General features: G+C 63.4%; 20 protein-coding genes and 4 pseudogenes. 13 read left to right on the top strand and 11 right to left on the bottom strand.

Going from position 1 to position 24,590, the window contains the following annotated elements; all coding sequences use genetic code 11:
• Window positions 1–52: 52 nt before the first annotated feature.
• Window positions 53–4,301 (bottom strand): annotated as a pseudogene (locus LRS56_29710) (DEAD/DEAH box helicase).
• Between the two features lie 166 nt (window positions 4,302–4,467).
• Between LRS56_29710 and LRS56_29715 the strand changes: the two are divergent.
• Window positions 4,468–5,352 (top strand): sugar nucleotide-binding protein, encoded by an 885-nt coding sequence (locus LRS56_29715; GenBank protein WDU62814.1) that lies wholly within the window; start codon window positions 4,468–4,470, stop codon window positions 5,350–5,352.
• Window positions 5,353–5,448: 96 nt separating this feature from the next.
• Here the strand turns inward: LRS56_29715 and LRS56_29720 are convergent, their stop codons facing one another.
• From LRS56_29720 to LRS56_29740, 5 genes and pseudogenes are all read right to left on the bottom strand, one after another.
• Window positions 5,449–6,147, bottom strand: coding sequence for an outer membrane beta-barrel protein (locus LRS56_29720; GenBank protein ID WDU62815.1), 699 nt, complete (start codon window positions 6,145–6,147; stop codon window positions 5,449–5,451).
• Window positions 6,148–6,367: 220 nt separating this feature from the next.
• Window positions 6,368–6,889: a DUF3299 domain-containing protein gene (locus LRS56_29725; protein ID WDU62816.1), complete on the bottom strand. Its 522-nt coding sequence runs from the start codon at window positions 6,887–6,889 to the stop codon at window positions 6,368–6,370.
• A gap of 11 nt (window positions 6,890–6,900) precedes the next feature.
• Complete coding sequence (locus tag LRS56_29730; GenBank protein ID WDU62817.1) at window positions 6,901–8,166, bottom strand: ABC transporter permease; 1,266 nt, start codon at window positions 8,164–8,166, stop codon at window positions 6,901–6,903.
• Between the two features lies 1 nt (window position 8,167).
• Window positions 8,168–8,877 (bottom strand): annotated as a pseudogene (locus tag LRS56_29735) (ABC transporter ATP-binding protein).
• 138 nt (window positions 8,878–9,015) lie between these two features.
• Window positions 9,016–9,618 carry a DUF2796 domain-containing protein gene (locus LRS56_29740; protein ID WDU62818.1) on the bottom strand — a complete coding sequence of 201 codons (603 nt, stop codon included), beginning with the start codon at window positions 9,616–9,618 and terminating at the stop codon, window positions 9,016–9,018.
• Between the two features lie 130 nt (window positions 9,619–9,748).
• Between LRS56_29740 and LRS56_29745 the strand changes: the two genes are divergently transcribed.
• Window positions 9,749–10,096 carry a hypothetical protein gene (locus LRS56_29745; GenBank protein WDU62819.1) on the top strand — a complete coding sequence of 116 codons (348 nt, stop codon included), beginning with the start codon at window positions 9,749–9,751 and terminating at the stop codon, window positions 10,094–10,096.
• On the opposite strand, the gene trxA is transcribed toward LRS56_29745, so the two are convergent.
• From trxA to LRS56_29760, 3 genes are all read right to left on the bottom strand, one after another.
• Window positions 10,093–10,965: a thioredoxin gene (trxA, locus tag LRS56_29750; protein WDU62820.1), complete on the bottom strand. Its 873-nt coding sequence runs from the start codon at window positions 10,963–10,965 to the stop codon at window positions 10,093–10,095. The two genes, LRS56_29745 and trxA, sit on opposite strands and share 4 nt — an antisense overlap.
• Window positions 10,966–11,091: 126 nt before the next feature.
• Window positions 11,092–11,748 (bottom strand): 50S ribosomal protein L11 methyltransferase, encoded by a 657-nt coding sequence (locus LRS56_29755; GenBank protein ID WDU62821.1) that lies wholly within the window; start codon window positions 11,746–11,748, stop codon window positions 11,092–11,094.
• Window positions 11,745–12,200: a YbaY family lipoprotein gene (locus LRS56_29760; protein WDU62822.1), complete on the bottom strand. Its 456-nt coding sequence runs from the start codon at window positions 12,198–12,200 to the stop codon at window positions 11,745–11,747. The genes LRS56_29755 and LRS56_29760 overlap by 4 nt, the downstream gene beginning before the upstream one ends.
• 140 nt (window positions 12,201–12,340) lie before the next feature.
• Here LRS56_29760 and nrdR point away from each other — a divergent pair, with 140 nt between their 5' ends.
• The 11 genes and pseudogenes from nrdR to LRS56_29815 all read left to right on the top strand — a co-directional run bounded on the left by nrdR (window position 12,341) and on the right by LRS56_29815 (window position 20,531).
• Window positions 12,341–12,811 (top strand): transcriptional regulator NrdR, encoded by a 471-nt coding sequence (gene nrdR / locus LRS56_29765; protein WDU62823.1) that lies wholly within the window; start codon window positions 12,341–12,343, stop codon window positions 12,809–12,811.
• Window positions 12,808–13,944 (top strand): bifunctional diaminohydroxyphosphoribosylaminopyrimidine deaminase/5-amino-6-(5-phosphoribosylamino)uracil reductase RibD, encoded by a 1,137-nt coding sequence (gene ribD / locus LRS56_29770; GenBank protein WDU62824.1) that lies wholly within the window; start codon window positions 12,808–12,810, stop codon window positions 13,942–13,944. Before nrdR ends, ribD begins: the two co-directional genes overlap by 4 nt.
• A 47-nt stretch (window positions 13,945–13,991) precedes the next feature.
• Window positions 13,992–14,654 carry a riboflavin synthase gene (locus LRS56_29775; protein WDU62825.1) on the top strand — a complete coding sequence of 221 codons (663 nt, stop codon included), beginning with the start codon at window positions 13,992–13,994 and terminating at the stop codon, window positions 14,652–14,654.
• 15 nt (window positions 14,655–14,669) lie between these two features.
• A complete protein-coding gene (gene ribBA / locus LRS56_29780; protein ID WDU62826.1) occupies window positions 14,670–15,761 on the top strand; it encodes a bifunctional 3,4-dihydroxy-2-butanone-4-phosphate synthase/GTP cyclohydrolase II in 1,092 nt (363 codons plus the stop codon).
• Window positions 15,762–15,849: 88 nt separating this feature from the next.
• Complete coding sequence (ribE, locus tag LRS56_29785; GenBank protein WDU62827.1) at window positions 15,850–16,326, top strand: 6,7-dimethyl-8-ribityllumazine synthase; 477 nt, start codon at window positions 15,850–15,852, stop codon at window positions 16,324–16,326.
• The gene (gene nusB / locus LRS56_29790) at window positions 16,323–16,823 is read left to right on the top strand and encodes a transcription antitermination factor NusB (GenBank protein ID WDU62828.1); all 501 of its coding nucleotides are present in this window, start codon (window positions 16,323–16,325) and stop codon (window positions 16,821–16,823) included. The genes ribE and nusB overlap by 4 nt, the downstream gene beginning before the upstream one ends.
• A 17-nt stretch (window positions 16,824–16,840) precedes the next feature.
• The gene (thiL, locus tag LRS56_29795) at window positions 16,841–17,806 is read left to right on the top strand and encodes a thiamine-phosphate kinase (protein WDU62829.1); all 966 of its coding nucleotides are present in this window, start codon (window positions 16,841–16,843) and stop codon (window positions 17,804–17,806) included.
• Window positions 17,807–17,870: 64 nt separating this feature from the next.
• On the top strand, window positions 17,871–18,587 hold the full coding sequence (locus LRS56_29800) for a transporter substrate-binding domain-containing protein (protein WDU62830.1): 717 nt from the start codon (window positions 17,871–17,873) through the stop codon (window positions 18,585–18,587).
• A 129-nt stretch (window positions 18,588–18,716) separates the two neighbouring features.
• Window positions 18,717–19,333: pseudogene (ribA, locus tag LRS56_29805) on the top strand (GTP cyclohydrolase II).
• Complete coding sequence (locus LRS56_29810) at window positions 19,330–19,749, top strand: MFS transporter (protein ID WDU62831.1); 420 nt, start codon at window positions 19,330–19,332, stop codon at window positions 19,747–19,749. Before ribA ends, LRS56_29810 begins: the two are co-directional and overlap by 4 nt.
• Entirely contained in the window at window positions 19,746–20,531 is a 786-nt protein-coding gene (locus tag LRS56_29815) for a cobalamin-binding protein (GenBank protein WDU62832.1), read from the top strand. The genes LRS56_29810 and LRS56_29815 overlap by 4 nt, the downstream gene beginning before the upstream one ends.
• A gap of 98 nt (window positions 20,532–20,629) precedes the next feature.
• Here LRS56_29815 and LRS56_29820 read toward each other — a convergent pair.
• Window positions 20,630–22,518 (bottom strand): annotated as a pseudogene (locus tag LRS56_29820) (TonB-dependent receptor).
• A gap of 158 nt (window positions 22,519–22,676) precedes the next feature.
• Window positions 22,677–24,575: a 1-deoxy-D-xylulose-5-phosphate synthase gene (gene dxs, locus LRS56_29825; GenBank protein WDU62833.1), complete on the bottom strand. Its 1,899-nt coding sequence runs from the start codon at window positions 24,573–24,575 to the stop codon at window positions 22,677–22,679.
• Window positions 24,576–24,590: the final 15 nt, after the last annotated feature.

Below are 24,590 nucleotides of genomic sequence, written 5' to 3' on the forward strand. Positions count from 1 at the left end.
TCAAGTGTGGGAGCGGGCTTGCTCGCGAAGAGGCCCTCAAAGTCACTCCACTTCAATGCCGGATCAACTTCTCCTGCACCGCCTGCTGATCCACCTCCAGCAACACCTGCTGCTTGCCGGCCACCCTCACCGCTGCCGGCAATCCATCGCGGTAAACAATCCGATTACCACTCACGGCCGGCACCTTGCTGCCCGGTAACAACGTGCCTACTCAGGTTCAGCGGATCCGCCCCACACACCGCAATCAAACTCCCGTCATGCGGCCTGCGTCGCACTTCGCGCAACAACGGGATCGCTTCCGGCAAGGCGAACTGTTCACCGGCCAACCCGCTGACAAATCGCCCGCCGCGAATCTCACCCCGCGCTTCCAGGCGATGGAACGTACGCAGCAGCTCGCGCCAGTTCGGCAACCAATCCGCCTCTCGCTCCAGCAAGCGCCAGAACACCACGCCGTAGCGGCGCAGCAGGGTCATCGCCACATGCTCCAGGGTTTCTGCCGAATGCGGGCCTGCGGCGGTTGGCGAGCGGCGCACCAGGGCCCAGCGCCCGGCATCGTCCATACCGCCGACAAACGCTCCACGCCCGCGCCGGCTGCTGCGCGCCTGGCGTTTGCTGACGGGCGTGGTCAGGGCGCGCAGGCCGGCAAAGCTGTCGGCATTCACCAGGCCTGCGCCCACCAATTCCTGCAAGGCGGTTTCCAGTTCGCTGCGCAGCAGATGGGCTTCGTGCACCAGCTCGTCAAAAAACAGCGCGCCGTTCTCGCGCAGGGCCAGGTGGACTTTTTGCGCCTTGGGCGACAGCGTGGCGCTGTCGGTGAGTTCGGTCAGCCCGCTCCACAATGACACCTGGCTGCGTGGCAGCAACACCACCGGCGTACTGCGCAATGCCATCGCGCTGGCCTTGTTGCTCAAACGCGTCCACACCAGTTTGCCGCTGCGGCACAACTCGTCGAGCCAGGTGGATGAGTAATCCTTGAGCCGCGCACTGAGCATGTCACTGTCCCAGGCGGACGTGGCGGCGGCATAGCCTTCGAACTGCGCGACAATTTGCGCCAGCATCGCGCTGCCCTGGCCACGGGTGCCGTCGGACAGGTGCTGCCAGTCGAACAGAAAACGCATGAAATCCTGCAACGCCACCGGCTCGATCTCGCGCCGCAGACGCTTGACCGTGTAGCGATGGATGCGCGCCAGCAGGTGGCGTTCGCACCATTGTTCTTCAGTGACGCCGGGGCTGAAATGGCCGCGCAGCACGTAGCCTTCCTGCTCCAGACGCGCCAGTGCCTGGCTGATATCGGCGACCGGCAGCGCCAGGGGCGCGGCGATCTCGATCAGGCTCAACGGGCCGAAGCCACCCAGACGCGCACGCAACACCTCCACCAGCGCTTCATCAACGGTCCACGGCTCATCGAAACCCGGCAATAGCGGCAAGTTATGGGGATAGATCGCCTGCAAACAACTCAAGCGCTCCACCGCCACCCACAGGCCGTTACTCAGTTGATAGGCGCGCCCAGCTTTGGCCAAGGCGTGCAGCCACTTGGCCCATTGTGGCGTGGCTTCGCTGCCTGCGATGCAGGCCAGGCTCATCAGCGCCTCGTGCATTTCGTCCAGGCCATTTGGTGCCGGCCAGGCTTCTTCGCGTACCCCGGCGATGGCCTCGGCATCCAGCGCACCGAGGTCGTCGGTGCTGTGCGGGTCGCTCCAGCGCCGGTTGAGCACGGCCTGGGTGCGGCGCTCCTCGAGGGGGGCATCGTCAAGAAAGGTGTAGGGGCGCGCGCTGAGAATTTCTGCAGCCATGGGCGAGGGCGCGGGCAGGTCGCGGCTGATCAGGCGCACGTCGCCCGCTTCCATGCGCCGCAGCAGGGCCAGCCAGCCGGTGCTGTCCATGGCTTCGTGCAGACAGTCGTCGAGGGTTTGTTCCACCAGCGGGTGCTCGGGCACTTCGCGCTCGCCGGCGAGGTTTTCCAGGCAGGCGATCTGGTCGGGGAACACGCTGGCGATCAGGTCTTCGCTCTTCATGCGCTGGATCTGCGGCGCCACCTTGCGCCCGCCGGTATAGCGCGGCAACGCCAGGGCCACTCCGGCATTCCAGCGCCAGCGCACGCCGAACAGCGGCGCATCCAGCACCGCCTGGATCAGGATGTGTTCAGCGCTGTGGCTGTTGAGATAGCGCCACACCTCATCCAGCTCGAAACTGTGGCTGGTGGACAGCGACAGCACGATCGCATTCTCACTCGCCGCCGCCTGCAATTCGAAATTGAAGGTGCGACAAAAACGCTTGCGCAGGGCCAGGCCCCAGGCGCGGTTGATGCGGCTGCCGAACGGGGTGTGGATAATCAGTTGGGTGCCGCCGGACGCGTCGAAAAAGCGCTCCATGATCAACGTGTCCTGAGACGGCAAGGCGCTCAGGGCCAGGCGCGCACGGGCCAGGTAGTCGAGGATCTGTTCGGCGATGGCGTGGTTCAGGCCCAGGGTCGCGGTGAGCCAGTCGAGGGCCGGTTGCACCTCACCGGGGCTGGCGCTGAGCAGGGCATCCAGGTGCCCCTGGAACCGCGCCACGGCAGCTGACAATTCATTGCTGCGCCCCGGCGCTTCGCCCAGCCAGAAAGGAATGGTCGGCGGCTGGCCGTGGGCGTCCTCGACCCGCACTTTGCCGGCCTCGACCCGCAGGATTCGATAGGACGTATTGCCGAGCTGGAAGATATCCCCGGCGATGCTTTCCACCGCAAAGTCTTCGTTGACGCTGCCGATATTCAGGGCTTGGGGCTCCAGCAACACACTGTAGTCGGCGTTATCGGGGATGGTGCCGCCGCTGGTCACCGCCGTCAGCCTCGCGCCACGGCGGCCGCGCAGGGTGTGGGTCACGGCGTCGCGGTGCAGGTAGGCGCTGCGGATGCCCTGACGCCCGTTGTAGCCGTCGGCGAGCATTTGCAGAAGTGCCTGGTAGTGGCGTTGATCCAGGTCGGCATAGGGCGCGGCGCGGTGGATGAGCTTCAGCAGCGCCGGTTCCGACCATTCCTGGGCGCTGACTTCGGCGATGATTTGCTGGGCCAATACATCCAGCGGCGCGACCGGTATGTGCAAGGTGTCCAGCTCACCCCGGCGCACGCAGTCGAGCAGGGCGGCGCATTCGATCAGGTCATCGCGGGTGGTGGCAAACAGGCGCCCCTTGGGTGTGCCGCCGACCTGGTGCCCGGAGCGGCCGACCCTCTGCAGGAAGCCATTGATCGATCCGGGCGAGCCGATCTGGCACACCAGGTCGACATCGCCGATATCAATCCCCAGCTCTAGCGACGCCGTGGCTATCAGCACTTGCAGCTCGCCGGCCTTGAGCCGTTGCTCGGCGTCCAGGCGCAGCTCCTTGGCCAGGCTGCCGTGGTGGGCCGCTACGGCGGTCTTGCCCAGGCGTTCGCTCAAATGCCGCGCCAGGCGCTCGGCCATGCGGCGGGTGTTGACGAAAACCAGCGTGGTGCGGTGTTCGCGGGCCAGCTCGGCGAGGCGGTCGTAGACCAGCGCCCACACGTCGTTGGCCATCACTGCCGAAAGCGGCACCGGCGGCACCTCGATATCCAGGTCGCGGGGGCGGGCGTGGCCGATGTCGACAATGGCGCAGGCTCGGCCAGTCCCCACTAAAAAGCGCGACACCGCCTCAATCGGCTTTTGCGTGGCTGACAGACCGATGCGGGTCAGCGGCTCGGTGCACAAGCCTTGCAAGCGTTCCAGGCTCAAGGCCAGGTGGCTGCCGCGTTTACCGGCGGCGATGGCGTGGATTTCGTCGACGATCACCGTGCGCGTGCTGGCCAGCATTTGCCGGCCGGAATCCGAGCCCAGCAGCACGTAGAGCGATTCCGGAGTGGTCACCAATATATGCGGCGGGCGCTTGCGCATCTGGGCGCGGTCTTTTTGCGGGGTGTCGCCGGTGCGCACGGCGGTGCGGATCACCAGCGGCGGCAAGCCCAGCGCCTGCAACTGCTCGGTGATGCCCGTCAGCGGGTTTTGCAGGTTGATCTGGATATCGTTGGACAGCGCCTTGAGCGGCGACACATACACCACCAGCGTCTCATCCGGCAGTTGCCCGCCGTTGGCCAGGCCCTGGTGGACCAGATCATCGAGCACCGCGAGGAACGCCGTCAGCGTCTTGCCGGAGCCGGTGGGCGCGGCGATCAGCGTCGAACAGCGCTGGCGGATCAGCGGCCACGCCTGAGCCTGGGCGCCGGTCACCGCGGGGAAGGTGCTGCGGAACCAGGCGCTGACGGCGGGGTGAAAACCGTCCAATACCGTGTCGGTTGATTCGGGAAGGTTCATAAACCTTATATGCGACCAGGCGGGCCAAGTTGCAAGCCCGCACTTTATAAGTGACGGTTGCGCTACAAACCCGCAAAATGCAACGATTCTGGCAACAACCTACGGCAAGGCTCACACGCCTGCCGATCATTACCAACGTTCCAAACAGACCGGGCCTGCTCAATCTATGCGAATGCGCCTTATGTTACTGGGCGGCGGGAATGCCCTCGGGCAGGCGCTGATTCGCCTTGGTGCAGAGGAAGACATTGGTTTCCTCGCACCCAAACCGCCCCAAGACGGCTGGGATGCCGCGAGCCTCACCCAATTGCTCGACGACACCCGTCCCGATGCGTTGATCAACCTCGCCTACTATTTCGACTGGTTCCAGGCCGAAGCAGTCAGCGAAACACGGCTGGCCGCCCAGGAGTTCGCCATCGAACGCCTGGCCGAATTGTGTCAGCACCACAACATTACCTTGCTGCAACCGTCCAGCTACCGCGTGTTCGATGGCTCCCGCGCCACCGCCTACAGCGAAAAGGACGAGCCGGTGCCCCTGGGCCTGCGTGGCCAGGCGTTGTGGCGCATCGAACAGAGTGTGCGCGCCACCTGCCCGCAACACGTGCTGCTGCGCTTTGGCTGGCTGCTGGATGACAGTGTCGACGGCACCCTCGGGCGCTTCCTGTCGCGGGCCGAGAAACCGGATGAATTGCTGATGGCCGATGACCGGCGCGGCAACCCGACACCGGTGGACGACGCGGCGCGGGTGATCATCTCGGTGCTCAAGCAACTCGATTGCGCGGCGCCGCTGTGGGGCACGTACCACTACGCCGGGCATGAAGCGACCACACCGTTGGCGCTGGGCCAGGCGATTCTCACCGAAGCGCGCAACTTTCACCCGCTGGCGATCGAATCGCCCACCGCCCAGGCCCACGCGGCCCGGCCGGATGCCGGCGAAGAACCGCAACACGCGGTGCTCGCCTGCAAGAAAATCCTTCACACCTTCGGCATCAAGCCACGGGCGTGGCGGGCAGGGTTACCGGCGTTGCTGGACCGGTTCTATCGCCATAGCTGAAGCCAACACAAACCCCAATGTGGCAGGGGGGTTAAATGTGGGAGGGGCGGTGCGACGATTCGACTTGCCCCTCCCACATTTGTTATTGCGTGTTGCTTAAAATTTGTAGCCGATCCCCACCATGTAGACCATCGGGTCCACGTCCATATTGACCTTGGCGCGAGTGCCCTGGCCCAACGCGTTGTTGTCCACGGTAGCCTTGGTGCTGATGTCGATGTAGCGCGCCTGGGCGTTGATCATCCACTTGTCGTTGATCATGTAGTCGGCGCCGATCTGTGCGGCCCAGCCCCAGGAGTTCTCAGCCTTGAAGTTGCTGAAGCCTGCGCCCTGGGCGCGGCTGCCGACGTGTTCGTCGTAGATCCAGGTGTAGTTGATGCCGGCGCCCACATACGGCTGGAAGGCCGACTTGTTGTCCAGCGGGTAGTACACGACGCTCAGGGTCGGCGGCAGGTGTTTCAGAGTGCCGAGCTTGCCGTTGGCGGCGCCCAGTGCGGTGCCCTTGATCTTCACGTCGTGCTCGAACGGCGTGGCGGCCAGCAGTTCGATACCCACGTGGTTGGTCAGCATGTAGGCGAAGTTGAGGCCCAGTTGGGTGTCGCTGCTCATGGTCGCCTTGCCGCCCAGGTTGGCGCCCGCCAATGGGCCCTGGTCAACCTTCACGTGGCCGCTGTCGGCTTTCGGGTTCACGGTGATTGCACCGGCGCGAACCAGAATGTCGCCCGCTTCGTGAGCATGGACGGCGGGGGCGGCGAGGGCGAGCGCGAAGAGGGACGCGCCGAGCAGAGACTTGTTCATGGGAGCTCCAAAAGGACGTTAAAAGTTGTACGTCCAATGGTAAAGATCGTTCCGCTCGATCTTTTGATTCAGCTCAATGAAAGGGTAAACACGGATCAAAAACTGTGGGAGCGGGCTTGCTCGCGAATACGGTGGATCAGTCAATTAACCTGCTGACTGACACTACGCGTTCGCGAGCAAGCCCGCTCCCACATGGGATCTTCAGCGTTCTTGAGCAGGGCTATTCCGGCAGTTCGTAGATATAAATCTTCTCGGCATCCATCTGGTAACCGGCGTCGGCCAGTTCGCTGCTGGAGGGTTTGACCTGCATCGCACCCTCGATCCAATACGGCTGATACAGCTCGTCGAGCTTCACCCCGACTTCGCTTTTCACGTGCACGATCTGGTTCGACGGCGGCGGCGGCACATGGATGCACGCGCCGAAATACGGCACCAGTAGAAACTCGGTGGTGCGGCCTTCTTCGCTGACTTCCAGCGGCACGATATACCCCGGCAGGCGGATGTGCTGGCCGTCCAGGCTCTGCACCACCGGCGCGTTGGGCAGGTCCTGTTTGGCCGCAGGCGCGGCCTCGACGGACATGGCACCGGCCATGTTCGACAGGTCGTGCAGCGGTTTCATATTGGGGATTTCCGGCGGCGCGTCCGGCGGGATCATCTCCTGCCAGGACAAGTCCTTGGGCTGCTCTTCGGCCCAGACAGGCACGGCCACCAGCAGCAATAACGCAAACAGAGCGCGACGCATCACAGCCTTCCTCATAAACGTATCGACAGGCCATCGGCCAGGGATTGTCGGTAGGCGCGCCACGCGGGCACGCTGCCCATCAACAGCGCTGCGGCCAGGATACCGGCGAGCAAGGTCCATTCATATTCGCTGGGCCACGACATCGGCAGGTCCAGGCCGTAATTGGCCTGCAGATAACCGCGTGACGCGCCAATGCACACATACAGCAACCCCACGCCTGCGACGACGCCGGACAAGGCCAGGGCGAAGGCTTCGAAGATCAGCAACGTTGCGATGTGCCACGGCCGTGCGCCCACCGAGCGCAATATGGCCATTTCGCGGCGGCGCTCGTTGAGGCTGGTGAGGATCGCCGTGAGCATGCCGATCAGGCCGGTCAGCACCACGAACAGCGAAATCACGAACAGCGCTTTTTCGGCGGTGCCCATCATGCTCCACAGCTCTTGCAGCGCCACGCCGGGCAGGATCGCCAGCATCGGCTCACCACGGAATTCATTGATCTCGCGTTGCAGCGCGAAGGTGGAAATCTTGTTGTTCAGGCCAAGCATAAACGCGGTGATGGCCTGCGGGGTCAGGTCCATATTGCGCGCCTGATCGGCGCTGATACGGCCTTTGCCCTGGGCCGGCACGCCGTTGTGCCAGTCGATATGAATCGCCTCCATACCGCCGAGGCTGATGTGCAGCGTGCGGTCCACCGGGGTGCCGGTGCGCTTGAGAATGCCGACCACGGTGAACGGTTTGTCATCGTGTTTCACCAGGCTGACCACCGCCACGCCGTGGGCCAGCACCAGCTTGTCGCCGAGCTTGTAGTGCAGCGCGTCGGCCACTTCGGCGCCGAGCACCACTTCAAACGGGTCGGTGGCGAAGGCGCGGCCGCTGGCCAGTTCGAGGTTCTGTTTGCGGCCGTACTGGTAATGCTCGAAGTAGGATTCGTTGGTGCCCATCACGCGGTAGCCGCGGTGGGAGTCGCCGAGGGAAATCGGAATCGCCCATTTCACCTGCGGGCTGGCGGCAAAGTGCTCGAAGCTGTCCCAGCGGATATTGTTGGTGGCGTTGCCGATGCGAAACACCGAGTACAGCAGCAGGTTGACCGAGCCCGAGCGTGCGCCGACGATCAGGTCGGTGCCGCTGATGGTGCTGGCGAAACTGTTGCGCGCCTCAACGCGCACGCGCTCCACTGCGAGCAACAAGCAGACAGAAAGCGCGATGGCGAAAGCGGTGAGGATCGCGGTAAAGCGGCGGTTAGCCAGGCTGGCCATGGCTAGACGAAACAGATACATCTCAAACCTCTGCGGGCGTGGCGGCGCGATTGAGTTCGGCCAGCGACAGGTTGCGGTCGAACAGCGAAGCCAGGCTCTGGTCGTGGCTGACAAACAACAGGCTGGCGCCAGCGTCGCGGCATTCGGCGAACAGCAGTTGAATGAAGGCCTCGCGGGCGTCGTAGTCCAGGGCCGAGGTGGGTTCGTCGGCGATCACCAGTTCCGGCTGGCCGATCAGCGCACGGGCGGCGGCCACCCGTTGCTGTTGGCCGATGGACAGCGAGTCGGCGCGGCGCTCCAGCAGGTCTTTATCCTTCAAACCCAAATGCGCGAGCAAGGTCGCGGCAGCCTGATCGACACTCCCATGGCGCTGGACGGCCCGCTGCGCACGCAGCTTGGAAAAGTGGCAGGGCAACTCGACGTTCTCGCGCACCGACAGGAACGGCAGCAGGTTGAACTGCTGGAAAATATAGCCGGTGTGGTCGACGCGAAAGCGATCGCGGGCGCCGGCCGAGAGGTCGGTCAGCTCCTGGCCGAGCAGGCGGATGCTGCCTCGACTGGGCTTCTGCACGCCGCCCAGCAGGCCGAGCAACGTGGTTTTGCCACTGCCGCTCGGGCCTTTGAGAAACAGGGTTTCCCCGCTTCCAGGCGAAACGCGGGGATGTCCAGCAACTGGGGGTGCCCGGGCCAGTTGAAGCCCAGGTCAGACAGTTCGATTAACGCTTGGGTCATTGGAAATCACAGGTCTCAAAAATGGCGCAAAACCCTGTGGGAGCAGGCTTGCCTGCGATGGCAGCGCCGCAGTGTGCCCGATATACCGCAGCGCCTGGATCGCAGGCAAGCCAGCTCCCACAGTGATTGGGTTTCAAATCAGAATTTCAGGGTGGCTGCTGTGGCCGTTGCTTCAACACCTTGCTGGCCGCTCGGGCCGATCAGTTGTACCTGAATTTTCTGGGTGGCGGGGAAGGTCTTGAACACCTGGGTCAGGTCCAGGTTGCTCAGGGCCGTCGGCGTGGCGCACGTGAATTGGTAGTGGGCGTGGATTTCGCTGTGGTCGTGATGATGTTCGTGGGCTGCGCCTTTGGCGTCTTCATCGTGATCATCATCGTCGTGATCAGCTTCTGGCTTGTCACCGAACAGCGGACTGTTGAGTTCCTGGGTGCTGATCACGCAACCGGCGGCCTTGGGCAGGTTGAACAGGGCCAGCGGGTTTTCCAGCTGCTTGCGTGCGGCGGCGACCTTGGCTTTGTCGGCAGCAGTGGTGGCCAGGTGTTCGAAGCCCACCGGGTTCATCGCCGGGCTGTCCAGCTCAAGCTCCAGGGCCGGGCCGTCGAGCACCGCGTTAAGGCGGCCGACGCCGTGCTCGTGGGCGCCGAGGCTGCCGTGTTCATGTTCATGATCGTGTTCATCCGCCGCATGGGCGATGGCCAGTGGCAACAGGGCAAACGGCAAAGCGAGCAGCAGACGGCGCATGAGAAGGCTCCAGAACATGAAAGTTATGTTATGTGATCTTATAACAATATTGTCAGAGTTTGACCGCCCGCTTGGCGTTGCGCAAGCCGCATGGGAGCATGCCTGTCAGAAAAGTGCAGGAGTAAGGACGATGTTGCGAATTCGTGGAACCGTCGGCGACCTGCCGGTGGACTTGACCCTGGAGCTGGACGACGGCGATTGGGCCCGGCTCGGCGCGCAATTGCAGGCGGCCCCGGTGGCCAGTGCGGCCGCCGCGCCAGTGGCGCCGGTCAAGCACAATGATGACCTGTGGCAGAACGCCCAGGACCTGTTGCGCAACGCGGGCCAACTCAACGGCCTGGAATTGCTCGACCAACTGGAAGGCTTGGCCGGCGATGCCTCGGCGGGCAAGCGCCTGCTGGTGCGCCTGCGCCATAGCGCCAAGGTCAAGGTGAGCAGCGGCGGGGATACGCCGCTGTACAGCTGGGTCGGCGATTAGTACAACGCGGCGAACAACTTGCGGCGGTACACGGTCACCAGCGGGTGATCATTGCCCAGCAGTTCGAACACCTGCAGCAAGGTCTTGTGCGGCAAACCCTCGTCGTAGCTGCGGTTGCGGATAAACAGCTTGAGCAAGCCTTCCAGCGCCGCGTCGTATTGCTGGCGCGCCAGTTGCTGGATGGCCAGTTGATAGGCTGCTTCGTCGTCCTGGGGGTTTTGCGCCAGGCGGCTTTTCAAGTCGGCGGCGTCCGGCAGGTCGGCTGCCTGGCGCAGGAAGGTGATCTGCGCCTTGGCCCCGGCCAGTGCGGCCTTGTGATCGTCACTCTTCACGGCGTCCAGTACGGCCTGGGCTTCACCCAGCTCACCGCGTTCGGCCAGGCAGCGCGCATACAGAATCAGCGCGGCGGCGTTGGTGTTGTCTTCGCCCAGCAGCGCGACCAGCACCGCTTCGGCGTCGCTGATGCGGCCGTCGGCAAACAGTGCCTGGGCCTGTTCCAGCGGGTCAGCCGCGGCCGGTGGCGGCATCTGCACATGCGGCTCAAGCATCGCCCGCACTGCCGATTCCGGCTGTGCCCCGGCAAACCCGTCCACCGGTTGGCCATCCTTGAACAACACCACCGTCGGCAGGCTGCGAATGCCGAAGCGCGCAACGATATCCTGCTCAGCCTCGCAATCGACCTTGGCCAGCAGCAGTTCGCCCTGATAACTCTCGGCAATCTGCGCCAACAGCGGCATCAACGCCTTGCACGGCGCACACCACTCGGCCCAGAAATCCACAAGCACGGGTTTTTCGAAGGAGTTCTGGATCACCGCCTGGTCAAAGTTGGCGGTGGTGACATCGAAGATGTACGGCGTGGGCTCACTCATGGGGCGTCTCGAATAAAGCGGGAATGGGGCAACTATAAGGGCTGGCGAGGTTGGCTGAAAGCTTGGTTGATGAGCTCCCACAGAGGAATGCGGCCAAGTGTGGCAGTGGGCTTGCCCACGATGGCCTCAAGAGCGCCGCGAATGGTACAGACTCACCTTGCGAAATTCCCAAGGCTCGGCCAAATCCGGCAGCGTCAGGGCATCAAGGATTTCCAGCCGCTGATACGCCGGGTGCTGGAAATCGCGCACCCGCGAATCCGCCACCAGCGCGTCGCGGCCTCGGGTCAGGAACTGGTCCAGCAGCGGCAGGTTCGCCCGGTCGTAGAGCACGTCGGCGACCAGGATCAGGTCGAAGCGGTCTGCTTCGGCAAAGAAGTCCGCTGAATAACCCAATTCAACACCATTCAGCTCGGCGTTCGCCCGGCAGGAAGCCAACGCCAGCGGGTCCAGGTCGCAGGCCACCACTTCGAGGGCCCCGGCCTTGGCGGCGGCAATCCCGGCCACGCCGGAGCCTGCGCCGAAATCCAGCACGCGTTTGCCCGCGACCCACTCCGGGTTCGCCGCCAGGTAGCGCGCCAGCGCCAGGCCGCTGGCCCAGCAAAAACTCCAGTAGGGCGGCTCATGCAGGATGCGCCGGGTTTCCTCGGGGCTGAAGGCGCGGTCCATGTTGTCCGCATCCAGCAGCCACAACGACAGCGCGGTGCCCGGCAGCGGGCAGGGCACCAGTTGCGCGTCGCCGATCAGTTCGCTCAGCTCCGCTTGCAGGCCCAGCGGTGGGGTCATGGTGCCTTGACGAGTTGCAGGGGGCCGGTGGTCTGGGTGATCGGCTGGGTGATGCGCACCGCAGGCAGGTGCAGGATCAACTGGCCGGACTGGCTGGCGCGACCGCGCAATTCAACCCGCGCACCGGCCGGAAACGCCTCGGGGTTGTAGCGCAGGCGGAAGGCCAGGGGCTGGCCATTGCCGGTCAGTACGCTGCTGGCCAGCAATTGTTGCGGGCGCGAGCGGTCATCGATCACCAGCAGTGCCATTTCGACTTCGGCACCGGCCGGGACGTTGGTCAGGCTGCCGCTGATTTCCCGCTGAAAGGCGGGCAGGGGGCCCATGTCTTCAATGCCGGGGACTTTTTTCTCTTGGGTTGGCGTTGGCTGAGGGGCGGCAGGCTTAGGGGCTTCGCTGCTGCAGGCGACCAGAACACTGAACAGGGTGAGTAAAACAAGTGGTCGTAACTGCATGTACGGCTCCAGAAAAGGACAAAATCCGTGGCTTAAAAAATATGAAACATAATAGTCAGCCTATATACCGTAAAGGCTATGGCTTGTCTTGCCACAGGGATGCGCTACCATGGCCCTCCCTTTTTTTGTTGCCTGCCACCATGCACTGTCCCTTCTGCGGTGCCAACGACACCAAGGTCATTGACTCGCGTCTGGTCGCCGAGGGCGATCAGGTTCGTCGCCGGCGTGAATGCCTGGCCTCTGGCTGCGGTGAACGTTTCACCACCTTCGAAACTGCCGAACTGGTATTGCCGCGTCTGATCAAGTCCGACGGCAGTCGCCAGCCTTTCGACGAAGACAAACTGCGCGCCGGTATGCAGCGCGCCCTGGAAAAACGCCCGGTGAGTGTCGAGCGGCTGGAGGCGGCGCTGGTGCATATCAAGCACAAGCTGCGCGCCACCGGTGAGCGCGAAATCAAGAGCCTGGTGGTTGGAGAACTGGTGATGGGCGAGCTGCAAAAGCTCGACGAAGTCGCCTATATCCGTTTCGCCTCGGTGTATCGACGCTTCCAGGACCTCAATGAGTTCCGCGAAGAGATCGACCGCCTGGCCCGTGAGCCGGTAAAGAAATGACCCCACCTTCTGCTGAACAAGCCGTCCTCGACGCCCATTACATGGCCCGCGCCCTCGAACTGGCGCGCCAGGGCCTGTACACCACTCACCCCAACCCACGGGTGGGCTGCGTGATTGTGCGCGATGGGCAGATCGTCGGCGAAGGCTGGCATGTGCGCACCGGCGAGCCGCATGCCGAAGTGCACGCCCTGCGCGCTGCCGGTGACAAGGCCCGCGGCGCCACGGCCTACGTCACTCTCGAACCGTGCAGCCACTATGGGCACACCCCGCCGTGCGCCGATGCGTTGGTGACGGCCGGGCTGGCGCGGGTGGTCGCGGCCATGCAGGACCCCAACCCGGAAGTCGCCGGGCGCGGCATGCAGCGCCTGGCCCAGGCCGGGATCGAGACACGCAGCGGGGTGTTGGAAGGCGAAGCTCGGGCCCTCAACCAGGGCTTCCTCAAGCGCATGGAACACGGCCTGCCGTTTGTGCGGGTCAAGCTGGCGATGAGCCTGGACGGCCGCACCGCGATGGCCAGCGGCGAAAGCCAATGGATCACCGGCCCGGCTGCCCGCGCCGCCGTGCAGCGCCTGCGCGCCGAGGCCAGCGTGGTGCTGACCGGTGCCGACACGGTGCTGGCCGATGGTGCGCGCCTGACCGTACGCGCCGCCGAATTGGCCCTGGACGAAGCCACCACCGCCCTGGCCATGTCGCGCCCACCGCTGCGCGTGCTGATCGACGGCCGCCTGCGGGTGCCGCTTAATGCACCGTTTTTCAAGGCTGGCCCGGCGCTGGTCATTACCTGTGTCACCGCGGAAAACCAGTTTCCCCGTGGTCCGGAGTGCCTGGTGGTGCCGGGCGTAGAGGGCCAGGTCGACTTGCGCTCGGCGCTCGTCGCCCTGGCGGCGCGTGGCGTCAACGAAGTGCTGGTAGAAGCCGGCCCCAGCCTGGCGGGCGCGTTTGCCCAGCAGGGCCTGGTGGACGAGTACGTGATATTCGTTGCCGGCAAGTTCCTGGGCTCCGCCGCCCGGCCGTTGCTGGACTGGCCGCTTGAGAAACTCGCCGACGCCCCCCAACTCAAGATCACTGAAATGCGCGCTGTAGGCGACGACTGGCGAGTCACTGCCATCCCGGTGCCAGCAGCGAGCGTATAATTCTGACCGGGCGCTCAGGTGCCCGCACCGTTTTCCAGGAGAAGGCCATGTTCACCGGCATTATCGAATCCATTGGCAGCATCCGCGCCATGACCCCCAAAGGCGGCGACGTGCGCCTGCTGGTTGAAACCGGCAAGCTCGACCTCGGCGACGTCAAGCTGGGCGACAGCATCGCCGTCAGCGGCGTGTGCCTGACCGTTATCGAGCTGCCGGGTAACGGCTTTGCTGCCGATGTCAGCCGCGAAACCCTGGACTGCACCGCGATGAACGACCTCAAAGCCGGCAGCCCGGTCAACCTGGAAAAAGCCCTGACCCCGACCACCCGCCTGGGTGGCCACTTGGTCAGCGGCCACGTCGACGGCGTCGGCGAAGTGGTTGCTCGCAGCGAAAACGCACGTGCCGTGGAGTTCCGTATCCGTGCGCCCAAAGAGCTGGCCAAGTACATTGCCCACAAAGGCTCGATCACCGTCGACGGCACCAGCCTGACCGTGAACGCGGTGAATGGCGCTGAATTTGAACTGACCATCATTCCCCACACCCTGAGCGAAACCATCATGGCCTCGTACCAGCCAGGTCGCCGGGTGAACCTGGAAGTCGACTTGCTTGCCCGTTACCTGGAGCGCCTGCTGATGGGCGATAAGGCCGCAGAGCCTGCATCAGGAAACATCACCGAAAGTTTTCTAGCCGCCAATGGCTACCTGAAATCCTGACCAAGGGGGTGCCGCGTGGCGCTCAATAGCATCGAAGAACTGGTTGAAGACATCCGCCAAGGCAAGATGGTCATCCTGATGGATGACGAAGACCGCGAGAACGAAGGCGACATCATCATGGCCGCCGAGGCTTGCAAGCCTGAGCACATCAACTTCATGGCCAAGCACGCCCGTGGGCTGATCTGCATGCCCATGAGCCGCGAGCGCTGCGAGTTGCTCAAGTTGCCGTTGATGGCGCCGCGCAACGGGTCGGGTTTCGGCACCAAGTTCACCGTATCGATTGAAGCGACCACCGGCGTCACCACCGGGATCTCCGCCGCCGACCGCGCCCGCACGGTGCAAGCGGCTGCCGCGAAAGACGCCAAGGCTGAAGATATCGTCAGCCCGGGCCATATCTTCCCGCTGATGGCCCAACCGGGCGGTACCCTTGCTCGCGCCGGCCATACCGAAGCCGCCTGCGACCTGGCGCGCATGGCCGGGTTCGAGCCGAGCGGCGTGATCTGCGAAGTGATGAACGACGACGGCACCATGGCCCGTCGCGCCGAACTCGAGGCGTTTGCCGCCGAACACGACATCAAGATCGGCACCATCGCCGACCTGATTCACTACCGCATGATCCACGAACGTACCGTTCAGCGGATTGCCGAGCAGCCACTGGACAGCGAACTGGGCCAATTCAATCTGGTGACCTACCGTGATTCGGTGGAAGGCGACGTGCACATGGCGCTGACCCTGGGCAGCATTTGCGCCGACGAACCGACCCTGGTGCGCGTGCACAACATGGACCCGCTGCGCGACCTGTTGATGGTCAAGCAACCGGGCCGCTGGAGCCTGCGGGCCGCCATGGCCGCGGTGTCCGAGGCCGGCAGCGGTGTGGTGCTGCTGTTGGGTAACCCGGTGGATGGCGATGTATTGCTCGCGCATATTCGCGAAACCGCCGAGCACACACAGGTCAAAACGCCGACCACTTACAGCATCGTCGGTGCCGGTTCGCAGATCCTGCGTGACCTCGGTGTGCGCAAAATGCGCCTGATGAGCGCACCGATGAAATTTAATGCGATATCCGGTTTCGACCTGGAAGTTGTAGAATACGTGCCCTCCGAATAAAGGCTGGCGCTTTTTGCCCCTTGTTCGCGGTTAAATCATCACTGAGGGACGCACTTTTCGCGTCCCGGCTCTTTAAGAGATTTGTCGAATGACCCTGAAGACCATCGAAGGTACCTTCATCGCCCCCAAAGGCCGCTATGCCCTGGTGGTTGGCCGCTTCAACAGCTTCGTGGTTGAAAGCCTGGTAAGCGGTGCCGTGGACGCCCTGGTTCGCCACGGTGTGAGCGAGAGCGACATCACTATCATCCGCGCCCCTGGCGCCTTCGAAATTCCACTGGTTGCGCAAAAAGTTGCACAACAGGGTGAATACGCGGCGATCATCGCCCTGGGCGCGGTCATTCGTGGCGGCACTCCGCACTTCGAATACGTGGCTGGCGAATGCACCAAGGGCCTGGCCCAGGTGTCCATGGAGTTCGGCGTGCCGGTTGCTTTCGGCGTGCTGACCGTGGATTCCATCGAGCAAGCCATCGAGCGTTCCGGCACCAAGGCCGGTAACAAAGGCGCTGAAGCTGCCCTGTCCGCGCTGGAAATGGTCAGCCTGCTGTCGCAGTTGGAGGCCAAGTGATTTCCGACGAGAGCGATCGTTTCAACCCACGCGACCCACGCCCAGCGGACGCCGGCAAGCCGTCCAAGAGCGAGAAGCGCCGTGCGGCCCGTCAGCTCGCCACCCAGGCGCTGTACCAGCGTCATATGGCCGGCACTTCGCTGAACGAGATCGAAGCGCAATTTCGCGTCGATAACGACTTCACCTTTGCCGATCAGAGCTACTTCCACGACATCCTGCACGGTGTTCCGGCCAATATGACCGAGATCGACACTGCGCTGGCCCCGTGCCTGGACCTGACCCTCGAAGAGCTCGACCCGGTTGAACTGGCCGTGCTGCGCCTGTCCACCTGGGAGCTGCTCAAGCGCGTCGACGTGCCGTACCGCGTGGTGATCAACGAAGGTATCGAGCTGGCAAAAGTCTACGGTTCGACCGACGGCCACAAGTTCGTCAACGGTGTGCTCGACAAGCTGGCCCCGCGCCTGCGCGAAGCCGAAGTGAAGGAACACAAGCGCTAAGTTGCGCTTGTAGTGCTTTGGGCGAGTTTGAGCTGATCCGCAACTACTTCGCCGCCGCGCCGTGTGCGCAGGGCGGTGAAGGTATTGCGCTGGGGATCGGCGACGACTGCGCCTTGCTGGCGCTCCCCGCCGGGGAGCAGCTGGCGGTCTCTACCGATACATTGGTGGCCGGCGTGCATTTTGCCGACCCCTGTGACCCCTTCCTGCTCGGCCAGCGCTCGCTGGCCGTGGCGGTGAGCGACCTGGCTGCCATGGGCGCCCACCCGCTCGCATTTACCCTTGCCCTTACCACGCCGACAGTTGATGCCGATTGGCTGCAACGCTATGCCCAGGGTTTGAATGCCATGGCGCAGCGCTGCGGCGTCGGGCTGGTGGGCGGCGACACCACACGTGGGCCGCTGAGCCTGACCCTGACCGTGTTTGGCCGTGTACCGGCCGGGCAGGCGTTGACCCGCAGCGGTGCGCAGCCGGGCGACCTGCTGTGTGTGGGCGGCGAGCTGGGCAATGCCGCCGGCGCCTTGCCGCTGGTGTTGGGGCAGCGCAGCGCCGACGCGGCTATCGCCGAGCCGCTGCTGGCGCATTACTGGTCGCCGCAGCCGCAGTTGGCGCTGGGGCTGGCGCTGCGAGGCAAGGCGACGTCGGCGATGGATATTTCCGACGGGCTTCTGGCCGATTGCGGGCATATCGCCAAGGCATCGGCTGTCAGCCTGTTGATCGAGCGCGAGCAGCTGCCGTTATCCGTGGCGCTGCTGGCGTTTGTCGGCGAAGACGCGGCCCGCGTGGCGGCCCTGAGTGGCGGTGACGACTACGTGCTGGCGTTCACCCTGCCGCCCGTGGCGCTTGCGCCATTGTTGGCCGACGGCTGGCCGATCCATGTGATCGGCCGGGTCGAGGCGGGGCAGGGCGTGACGTTGCTCGACGCCAATGGGCAAGACATCACCCCGGCCCTGCGCGGCTATCAGCATTTTGGCGAGACGCCCTGAATCGGCGAGCTACGCTACCCTCTATGCAGTCAAATGGACACAAGACCTTTAGGAGGTCACCTCTATGGATGTGCGCCGCTGGCTGCTGATACTGCTGTGTGCCTTCACGGCTATGGCGCAGGCGCAGGGGCCCGGCAAGGTCCTGCTGGCCAGCGAAGCCTGGGACGACTACACCAATGCCGACGGCAGCGGCCTGGCCTGGGACGTGCTGCGCCAGGTGTTCGAGCCGGCCGGGATCACCCTGCAAACCCGCACCGTGCCCTACACCCGTTCGGTCGGCCTGGCCCAGCGGGGCGAGGTGGATGGCTGGGTTGGTGCTTATCGCGATGAAGCCAAGGGCGTGTTGTACCCGCACTGGAACTACGATTCGGACCACATCTACGCCCTCGGGCTCGCCGGCAAACCGGCGCCCACGCTCGTTACACTGGGCAATTACCGTCTGGCCTGGGTGCGTGGCTACCAATACGAGGCGTATTTGCCGAATGTGAAGCGCTTCAACCAGATCCAGCGGCGCGACGGCATCCTGCCGATGCTGCAGCATGGTCGGGTCGATTTCTACATCGATGCGTTGACCGAGGCCAAGTACGTGCTCAGTCAGTCGGATGATCCCACGCAGTTCTCGCTCACCCACCTCGTCGAACTGCCGCTTTACATAGGCTTTGCCGATAACGAGCGCGGACGCCGGTTGATGGCGGTGTTTGACGGGCGCATGGCGATGCTGGTGAAAAGCGGCGAGCTAAAGCCGATTTTCGAACACTGGAAACAGCCTTATCCGTTCTGACTTGCATAGAACCGGGGCGAAGGCCAATCGAACCTATTGATCTTTATCAGCGATAATTCAGCTTAAGCGTCTGTAGGAACCTACTGTTACAATGGCCGCCTTTGTAAAAACTGAGATCAGGAGCACACGGTGCCCGTCGTTTTCGTCGCTGCTTCCAAGCTGCCTACCCTTTTGCCACGTTCACCATGAACGGCTTTCTCGAAGAAGCCACCGGGCGCGAGCACGTCGTGCTCAGCCTGGGTGATATCGCTGATGGCGCACCGGTTTTGGGGCGTGTGCACTCCGAATGCCTGACCGGTGATGCATTGTTCAGCCAGCGCTGTGACTGCGGTTCGCAACTGGAAGCGGCCATGCGCGCCATCGCCCGTGAAGGCCGTGGCGTATTGCTGTACTTGCGTCAGGAAGGCCGTGGCATTGGCCTGATGAACAAGATCCGCGCCTACGAGCTGCAAGATGGCGGCGCCGATACCGTTGAGGCCAACGAGCGCCTGGGCTTTGCCGCCGACCAGCGTGACTACGCGATCTGCCTGCCGATGCTGCAGCATCTGGGCGTGCAGTCCCTGCGCCTGATGACCAACAACCCGCGCAAGGTCAAAGCCTTGACCGACATGGGCATCACCGTGGCCGAGCGTGTGCCGCTGCACACCGGGCACAACCCGCATAACAAGCTCTACCTGGCCACCAAGGCCAGCAAGCTCGACCATATGATGGGCAACGAGCATCAGGGCGAGGTCGACCGCGCGTGACCCGTGGCCAGGTAAAACGCCGACTGTCCTTCAATTGGTGGCAGTACCTGGCCCTGGCGCTGCTCCCGTTGTTTGTGATCAACCTGGTGTTTGGTCAGGCCCAATCCCTGCTGCCCGTGTTGGCCATGCCGTTCTTTATCGCCGGCGTGGCCTCGATGTTTCTGAGCCTGCGTTATTTTCACGGCTATAAACACGCACTGATCGCTACCTCCAAAGCCCTCGATACCCCCGAAGAACCGGCTGCCTGGATCACCTTGGCGGCCCGTCGGCGCACGGCTTTGCTGGTCGCCGCCGTACCGGCCTGGATCGGTGCACTGGCGGTGTTCGTCGGCCTGGAGGCGGTGCCACTGTTTCTGCTGGCGCTGTCGACCATGGTGCTGTTCTACCTCTACCGCATCCCGCGTCAACTGGGGTGAGGCGTTACTGGCTGGCCGTGCTGCTGCTGTTCAGCGCCCAGGCGCTGGCGGTCGAGCGAGTCGTGAGCCTAGCGCCGTCGCTTTCTGAAATCGTGGTCGAACTGGGCGCCGCCGATCTGCTGGTGGGCGTGCTCGACGGCGGCGAGCGCCCGGCGGCCTTGGCGCACGTCGCCTCTGTCGGGCATTACGGCCAGTTGAACATGGAGCGCCTGCTCAGCCTCAAGCCCGACCTGATTTTGCTATGGCCCGGCAGTGTCGGCCCCGCCCAGCGTGAGCAGTTGCAGCGCCTGAACATCCCGGTATACGTCGCCGAACCCCATAGCCTTGAGCAGCTCACCACTCAGGTCCAGGCCATCGCCGAGCAATTGGGTCGTCCTGAAGCTGGACGGCAACTGGCCGCGCAATTGCGTCAACGCCTGGCCGAATTGCGCCAGCGCTATCAGCGTGCCGAGCCGTTGCGTGTGTTTTACCAGGTGTGGAATCAGCCGCTGTACACCGTGGGCGGCGGTCAGATCATCAGTGATGCGCTGACGGTGTGCGGCGCGCGCAATGTGTTCGACGACCTCACGCTGCCTGCGCCGCAAGTCAGCGTTGAGTCGGTGTTGCAGCGCAATCCCGAGGTGATTCTGGTGGGTGATCAGGCCCAGATGGACGCCTGGAAGGTCTGGCCGGCGATGGCGCCGCTCGTGCGCTTGGTACCCGACAAAGGCCTGGAACGGCCCAGTGGGCAGATGTTGGAGGCGATGGCGCGGTTGTGTCAGGTGATTGCTCCGAACCTGTAAGAGTATTCGCGAGCAAGCCCGCTCCCACATTTGGAAAGTATTCACAATTCAAAATGTGGGAGCGGGCTTGCTCGCGAAGAGGCCATCACAGGCGACGATCAAATTCCCGGCGTCCACGTCACCCCAAACATCCACACCCGACCCTCTTCGCGATAATCCTGATTGTTCAAGAACCCTGGGTCGTTATAGCTGTACATCGCCCGGGCGTAGGTTTTGTCCAGCAGGTTATCGACCTTCACCGACAGCATCACTTCGCGGTTCAACGCCCAACTGCTGCGCAGCCCCAGCAAGGCATAACCCCCAGGCGGTGCGTGTTGTCTTCATCGTCATAGCTGCTGCTGATGGCCTGCCAGCTGGCGCCCAGCCCCAATTTGTCGAACTGCCGATCCAGATCCAGGTTCAACGTGCGCCGCGCCCGGCGGGCCAGAGTGTGGCCGCTGTCGCGGTCGCGTGGGTCGATGATCGAAACGCCCAGGTTGCCTTGCCAGCCGAACAGCTCCTGCTTGAGCGCCGCCTCAAAACCATTGATGCGCGCCGACGCCACGTTCTGCGGCTTGCTGGTGCTGTCGAGAATAATCGCGTCGCTTAAATCGGTGCGGTACAGCGAGGCTTCCAGGCGCGTGCTGTCGCTCAACTGGCTGCGCCATTGCAGCTCATAACTTTTTGAGGTTTCGGGCTGCAGGTCGGGGTTGCTGTACTTTGTGTCTGGGTAATACAAGTCATTGAAGGTCGGCGCACGGAAGCCTTCGCTGTAGGTCAGCAGCAGGTCGTTGTCCGGGTTGATTGGCACTGTAACGGTGCCGCTCCAGCTGTTCTGCCCGCCGAACTGCTGGTTCTGGTCGCGGCGCAAGCCCAGTTCGGTGGAGAACCATTCACTGTGGAAACGATGCTGCACAAAGGCGGCACGGTTCCAGCGGCTGTTTTCGGTAAACGTGGTGCTGCCGTGGAAGCGGTCTTCGTACCAGTCGCCGCCGAGGATCAGGCTGTTCTGATCATTCAAGGTCAGGTCGTTCTGCCAGTTGAGCGAGTCGCGGTAGGTGTTGAACACGCTGAAATCATCGCTGAGGGTGTTGCGCTTGGTATCGCGGTTTTCGCTGTGGCCCAGCTCCAGGCGCGATTGCCAGCGTTCAGCGAGCTTGGCGTCGACGTAGCCGCTGGCGCTGCTCACGGTGTAGTCGGTGTAGGGCTTTTGCCCCAGTGTCTGGCCGGTGGCGACGTCGTAGCGGCCAAAGCTGTTGTCGTACTCCGACTTGCCACGGTTATCCAACAGGTTGAAGCCCGCTTCCAGTTCATCGTTGAAAGAATGGCTGAGGTTCAAACTGACGGATTGATTGCGATAGGCATCATGGTCGCCATCGCTGGGGAACGACGCCTGTGTCGAGTTGATGCCCGCCGTTTCATCCAGGCTCGCCCCCAGGTTGAAACGCGTGTGTTCATCGCCGCCGGAGAGGCCCAGGCTGCGCTCCCAGGTCTGGTGGCTGCCGAACCCCAGCTTCAAGCGCGGCTGCAAGCCTTGCTCGGCGTTGCGCCGGGTAAAGAGCTGGATCACCCCGCCAATCGCATCGCTGCCGTAGATCACCGAGCGTGAGCCGCGCAGCACTTCCACGCGCTCAATCTGGTCGACGTTCAGGTATTGCAGCCCGCTGTCACCCGAGGTGGTATTGGCGATGCGCTGACCGTCCACCAACACCAGGCTTTGCGCGGATTTGGTGCCGCGAATGTAGACCCCCGGCAAGCTGCCACGGCCGCCAGTGGGCGCTATTTGCACCCCGGGTACGCGGCTGAGCAGGTCGGTCACGCTGGTGGGTTGCAGGCGGTCGATGTCGTCGCGGGTGAACACCGTGTTGGCGGCGCTGCTGTCATTACGTGCCTGGACCTGGCGATTGGCGCTGATGACCACGTCGGGGAGTTTGAGGGCGTCGTCGCGGGTTACAGCGAGCAGTTCCGAGGAAGGTAGAAGCAGCAAGGCAAGGTACAGGTGTTTCATGAACTGTCCATAGCGCTCAAAATTGACACAAAACCAATGTGGGAGCGGGCTTGCTCGCGAACGCGGTGTATCAGCCAACACATGCAGTGACTGATCCAGCGCTTTCGCGAGCAAGCCCGCTCCCACAATTTAGTCCCTTTTCCTGGCGGGAAATTGGGTTACAGGCCCAGCAATGCCAGGCGCTCGCGCACCGACGCCTCGATACCGGCCTCATCCAGCCCGCACTCGGCCAGCATCTGCGCCGGCTTGGCGTGCTCCACGTACGCATCCGGCAGGCCCAGGTGCAGTACCGACTTGAGGATATTCTCGCGTGCCAGGAACTCACTCACCGCCGCACCGGCGCCGCCCATGATGGCGTTTTCCTCGACAGTCACCAGCAGCTCATGGCCAGCGGCAATTTCGCGCACCAAGGCTTCGTCCAGGGGTTTGACGAAACGCATGTCGACCACGCTGGCGTCGAGTTTATCGGCGACTTTCAGGGCTTCGGCCAACTGCACGCCAAACACCAGGAACGCGGCCTTGCTGCCTTGGCGACGTACGATGCCTTTACCGATCTCAATCGGTTCCAGGTCTTTTTCGATCACGGCATTCGGGCCATTGCCACGCGGATAGCGCACGGCGGCCGGGCCGTTGTACAGGTGACCGGTGCTGAGCATCTTGCGCAGTTCGTTTTCGTCGCTCGGCGTCATTACCAGCATGCCGGGGATGCAGCGCAAGTAAGACAAATCGAAACTGCCGGCGTGGGTCGGGCCGTCTTCGCCGACCAGGCCTGCGCGGTCGATGGCGAACAGCACATCGAGGTTCTGCACCGCCACGTCATGCACCAATTGGTCATAAGCGCGCTGCAGGAACGTGGAGTAGATCGCCACCACCGGCTTGGCGCCCTCACAGGCCATGCCAGCAGCGAACGTCACAGCGTGTTGCTCGGCAATCGCCACGTCGAAGTAGCGCAGCGGGAAACGCTCGCTGAACGCCACCAGGTCGGAGCCTTCCTTCATCGCCGGGGTAATGCCTACCAGGCGCGGGTCTTCGGCGGCCATGTCGCACAGCCATTCGCCAAACACACCGGAGTACTTCGGCCCGCTGGCTTTTTTCGGCGCGGCGGCGGGAGCGTCCACAGGTTCGAGCTTGGTGATTGCGTGGTAACCAATCGGGTCGACTTCCGCCGGGGCGAAGCCCTTGCCTTTTTTGGTGACGATATGCAGGAACTGCGGGCCCTTGAGGTCACGCATATTGCGCAGCGTGGCGATCAGGGTTGGCAGGTCATGGCCGTCGATCGGACCGATATAGTTCCAGCCCAGCTCTTCGAACAGGGTGCCAGGCACCAGCATGCCCTTGGCATATTCTTCGGTGCGCCGGGCAATTTCCCACGCGCCGGGCAGACGCGAGAGTACCTTTTTGCTGCCTTCGCGCATGCTGGCGTAGGTACGGCTGGAAAGGATTTTTGCCAGGTAATTCGACAGGCCACCCACATTGCGCGAAATCGACATGTCGTTGTCGTTGAGGATCACCAACATGTTGGCGTCCACTTCCGGCGCGTGGTTCAGTGCCTCGAACGCCATACCGGCGGTCAGCGCGCCATCACCAATCACCGCAATCGCCTTGCGATCGCTGCCCTGCAGGCGGGCGGCAATTGCCATGCCCAGCGCTGCACTGATGGAGGTGCTGGAGTGGCCGACGCCAAAGGTGTCGTACTCGCTCTCGGAGCGACGCGGGAAGGCGGCCAGGCCGTCCTTCTGGCGCAGACTGCCCATGCGCTCGCGACGGCCGGTGAGGATTTTATGCGGATACGCCTGATGGCCCACGTCCCACACCAGCCGGTCGTCCGGGGTGTCGAACACGTAATGCAGGGCGATGGTCAGCTCGATGACGCCTAAGCCGGCACCGAAATGCCCACCGGTCTGGCCGACCGTGTAGAGCAATTCCAGGCGCAACTCATCGGCCAGGGTTTCCAGCTCGGCTTCACCCAGACGACGCAGGCCGTCCGGCGTGGCAGCACGGTCGAGCAGGGGCGTGGACGGGCGCTTGCGGGGAATCTCTTGAAACGTCGTGGGCATCAGGCGAATCGTTAT

Source organism: Pseudomonas poae, assembly GCA_028869255.1.
In the GTDB taxonomy this organism is placed as follows: domain Bacteria; phylum Pseudomonadota; class Gammaproteobacteria; order Pseudomonadales; family Pseudomonadaceae; genus Aquipseudomonas; species Aquipseudomonas poae_C.